We start from the raw sequence: 4,328 nt of genomic DNA, 5'->3' as shown, positions 1-4,328 counted from the left end.
GCTGAGCCATGATTACTACTACCTGTCGTTACAACTACTTGGGGCGAATGCGGGCATAGGCGATAGGCCAGCATTATGGGCAAAGTTGCGTGTGTTGTCGGCTGCGTATTTTAGGTGTGTTGATTCGGCTGTAGCTAAGCGCATTTCCAGGCCGCCATCCCAGACTTGAATTGGCAAAATTACACGCCAGTAATTCTGCGCGGCGCGCCGATCCGGGACACTTTGCGCTTAAGCCGTTACAGATTTTTAATGGGGGGCGTGAAGCGGGTTGTCGAGTTGCAAGGGCGTCTATTTTGATCAGGCTGCTGGAAAATGGATAGGCAACAATGACTGGCTGATTGTTAGGTCTGTTTAGGTGCTGTGTGAAACCGTTTAGCGTTTCTTAATAAGCATTAATGCGCTGTTTTCTCGGGTCGGTTATGGGTGTGTGAAACCCCCTACGCGTTACATCTCTATTTCGGATAGATATAGCGAGCGTAATACTTCACCGTGCGCGACCACTTATTTGGGATGCGACGGTTTTCTTGTGAGAAATACTATAACGCTGAAAAAGACGACACTTGCGCTGGTCCTACAGTCCGTTATTTACGGGGTCGCTCATGCAGGAACGGTGCGTGATGATATTGACTACAACATCTACCGCAATTTTGCCGAAAATCGCGGGCAGTTTAAGCCCGGTGCTACCGATATTCCGATCTACCTTAAAAATGGCGTGCTGCTCGGCACCTTGAATGCGGCGCCAATGCCCGACTGGTCTGGCCTTATCACCCTGGGCTTTGCCCAACTTATCAGCCCGCAATATATAGCTAGCGCCAACCATAACAAGGGCTTTCGTGCCGTGCAGTTTGGCTACAGTAATGCTGCTGGCGAAGTTTTGGATAATCGTGAATATAATTATAAAAAGGTAGCGCACAACTTTCGCATGCAAGTCGATGAATACGGTAATGAATATAATGGTGATTTTATAACACCGCGACTTAATAAGTTGGTGACTGAGGCTATACCGGTTGGCATGACCGCACTGCCATGGAGCACGTTTGAAGATAAAAGCCGCTTTCCTGTGTTTTATCGAGCCGGGGCCGGTACACAGAATATGCAATCGGCAGATGGCACTAAAACCAATCTGGCCGGTGCCTACGAGTGGCGAACCGGCGGCACTATCAACGACGGAACAACGTATGAGAAAAATACGTTTCTCGGCGTCGGCACTAATAAAAATTTATTCACCGATAAACATCTGCCGTTGCCCATTTATGCCGAAGGCGGCGACAGCGGCTCACCACTTCTGGGTTGGGACACGGTGGAAAACAAATGGGTGTTTGTCGGCGAGTTGTACGGCTCAAGTGTCAGCCATACGTTCTGGCATCAAGGTACGTACGAGTTTTATCAGCAACTGATCGCCAGCAATACCGATCCTGACGTCACTAACGCCGATAGCCGTGCGGATATTCAATGGAACGCGGCGACACTGGACCAAGGTGCCCAATCTTGGGCATGGCACGGCGCGGACACCACTGTTGCTGATGCCGATTATGTCTTGCCGGGTCTTTCGGCCTTGAACGCCGGCAAAGACCTTACGTTCAATGGCGTTGGCGGCACGCTGGTGCTTAACCAGGATGTCGACATGGGCGCCGGCGTGTTGACCTTCAATAACAACTACACCGTTAAAGCGGCGACCGCGCAGACGTGGGTGGGCGGCGGGTTGATTGTTAACGGCGGCCACGAGGTGCTGTGGCAAACCAACGGTTTGGCCGACGACAGCCTGCATAAACTGGGCGCCGGTACCTTGCATATCAACGGTAGCGGTATCAACTTAGGTGAGCTGAGCGTAGGCGAGGGCACCGTGCTGCTCGACCAGCAGGCTGACGCAGCTGGCAAGGTACAAGCGTTTCAGGCGGTGGATATTGTCAGCGGCCGCGCAACCTTGGTGTTGGCCGACAGCCAGCAAGTTAATCCGGACAGTATTTACTTCGGCTTTCGTGGTGGCCGGCTGGATGTAAACGGCAATGCCATCAGCTTTAACCATATCCATAACGTCGACAACGGCGCCCAACTGGTTAACCACAACCTCACTGCGGCCAGCACCGTTACGCTTACTGGCGCGAATGCGCTGGACGTTACCCTGACGGCTGACGGTACTGCGCGTAAACAGGCGGTTAAGTACGACTTCTTCAAAGGCAAGTTGGGCGAGGACGACGCGAGCCTGAGTAACGGCCGGCTCAGTTTTACCTTTGCGCCGGCAACGGGTGATCGCTTATTGGAGCTGTCCGGCGGCAGCAACCTGAATGGCGATATCAGCGTGAGCGGCGGCACCCTGCTGCTTTCTGGATACGCTGACCTGAACGCGGACAATTCGTTGTATGCCTGGCAGCAAAAGCGTTATCTGCTCGAGAACGTCAACGTCGGATCAAACGCGACCTTTAAGTTGGGCAACCACGCCAACCTTGTCGGTTCAATCCATGCTGCGGCCGGCAGCCTAGTTACCTTGGGCACTGTTACCACGGCCGATACCAGCGACCTGCGTGCGTACACGTCCGAATGCCTGGTGGCCGATAAAGTGACCTGTACCTACGGCAGTGCCCAGCGGGGCGATATCAGTACGTTTATGGCGGGTGACGTGGCCTTGGACGATGACAGCCAACTGCTGATTGGCCGCGCCCAACTCGCTGGCGGCATTCACGGCAGTAACAGCTCACAGGTTGAATTGACCTCGCAGGCGCAGTGGCAACTGCAGCAAAACTCCACCGTGGGACGCCTTACCCTGCAACCCGGTGCGCAACTGGCCTTCGCCAGTGCCGACCAACAGTTTAAAAGCCTGACCATTAACGATGCGCTTAAGGCCGAGGGCACAGTGGCCTTGCGCACGAATCTCTATGACGGTACGGCGGATCGTATTACCGCCAACAGCAAGGTAAGCGGAGATTTGCTGCTTGCCATAACCGATATCAGCACACCTCAGCTAACCACGGTCAAACCAGTGGCGTATTTGCCGCTATTGGCTATGGCCATTCCTGACCAGCCGGGTTTTAACGTCCGTTTGAGCAATGGTTTTATGGATGTCGGCAACTACCGTTATCTGCTGCAAAACCCAACGGCAGGCAGCCCAAGCTGGGGCCTCTACAACGCCTTGTTGGCAGCACAACCGACGGAGCAGCAGCATTGGACCAGCCGTTCGGCCAACGCCATTCTCTCGGACAACGACACCCACTTTGAAAGCTTGATCAACGACCAAGCGCAGTTGCAGGGCTATCTTGATCGCCTCACCCCAGCTAACAGCGGCCTTTGGCTGGACTCGAAAACCACTTCCAACCGTTTCGCCAGCGAGGGCGTTCGGCCACGAAGTCAGCAGTTCACGCTTCAGCGTGTTGGGGGTGACAGGATCGTTACCCTGGGTGATTCCTCATTGCTGCTCGGCGTTGCGTTGGCGCAAAGCAGCGCCGAGGGCAAGTTTGATCAAGGTGCCTCGAACAAAGCCAGCGCTGCTACCGCTTCGCTGTACGGCAAATGGTGGTTGCCAAGCCGCGTATTTGTAACCGGCTCGTTGGGCTACAACCACTACAGCAACGAGTTGGACGTGCTGGGCAAAACCGATATCGACCGGCGCGCCTGGATCAGTTCGCTGGGCTTGGGCTATTCGCTGGACGTAGGCGGATTTACCGCGCAACCCTCGGTGACCGCCGCGCTTATTTACACCCCTGGCATTAGCTACCGGGTCGATGGCAGTACGGTTGAGCCAACCAGCCGCATGGCGCAGCAGTACCGGGCTGGCCTGAAACTCAGTAAGTCATTTGTGCTGGCGGACACGCCTCTGACGCCCTGGCTGGATCTTGGCTACAGCCATACCCACCGTGATGCTGCGCAGGTCGCCATCGGCAATGGCAGCTTTGAATCGTTTGGCCGAGAGGAAAGTGCGCAGGTGTCTGCGGGTATCACCGTTGGCTTGGGCCAGTCCGTGGAAGTCACCGCTTACGGTGGTTATGCCCAAGGCAGTTTTGTCGACGCCCAAGGCAATGCGGGGCTCGCGCTTAAGTGGTTGTTCTAAGTAGTAAGTACCTAAAAATCCCTTGAATGCGCGCAACACACCCTACGTAACGCTAGTTTTTTTGGGGCTGTGCTGCGCACCAGGGCCATCCGATATTCACGGCTCGATTGCGTCCAACCTCACCAACTGCAACGGTTCAGCAAGCAGGTCGTCCATGCGCTTGGCGAAGGCCTGAAAGTGCGGCAGGGCGATATGGGCGTCCAACGCCGCCTGGCCTTTCCAGGATTCGCGCACATAAAAAACATCGGGGGTTTCTTGCAGCTGGAACAGCGCGTAATCAAGGCAA

The 4,328-nt window shown here is 55.0% G+C and carries 2 protein-coding genes; one reads left to right on the top strand and one right to left on the bottom strand.

Annotated features, from left to right (window positions below):
- Positions 1–427: 427 nt before the first annotated feature.
- Positions 428–4,042, top strand: a complete 3,615-nt coding sequence (locus tag AAAB16_RS07445) for a S6 family peptidase (protein ID WP_340662773.1) — start codon at positions 428–430, stop codon at positions 4,040–4,042.
- Between the two features lie 96 nt (positions 4,043–4,138).
- Here the strand turns inward: AAAB16_RS07445 and AAAB16_RS07440 are convergent.
- Positions 4,139–4,328 (bottom strand): putative quinol monooxygenase (locus AAAB16_RS07440; RefSeq protein ID WP_340662772.1); only part of this gene is annotated, 190 nt, incomplete at its 5' end.

This window comes from Pseudomonas sp. (genome assembly GCF_037994325.1).
Taxonomy (GTDB): domain Bacteria; phylum Pseudomonadota; class Gammaproteobacteria; order Pseudomonadales; family Pseudomonadaceae; genus Aquipseudomonas.
The sequence above is the reverse complement of the archived record's forward strand: the minus strand, read 5'-3'. Positions and strand labels throughout refer to the sequence as shown.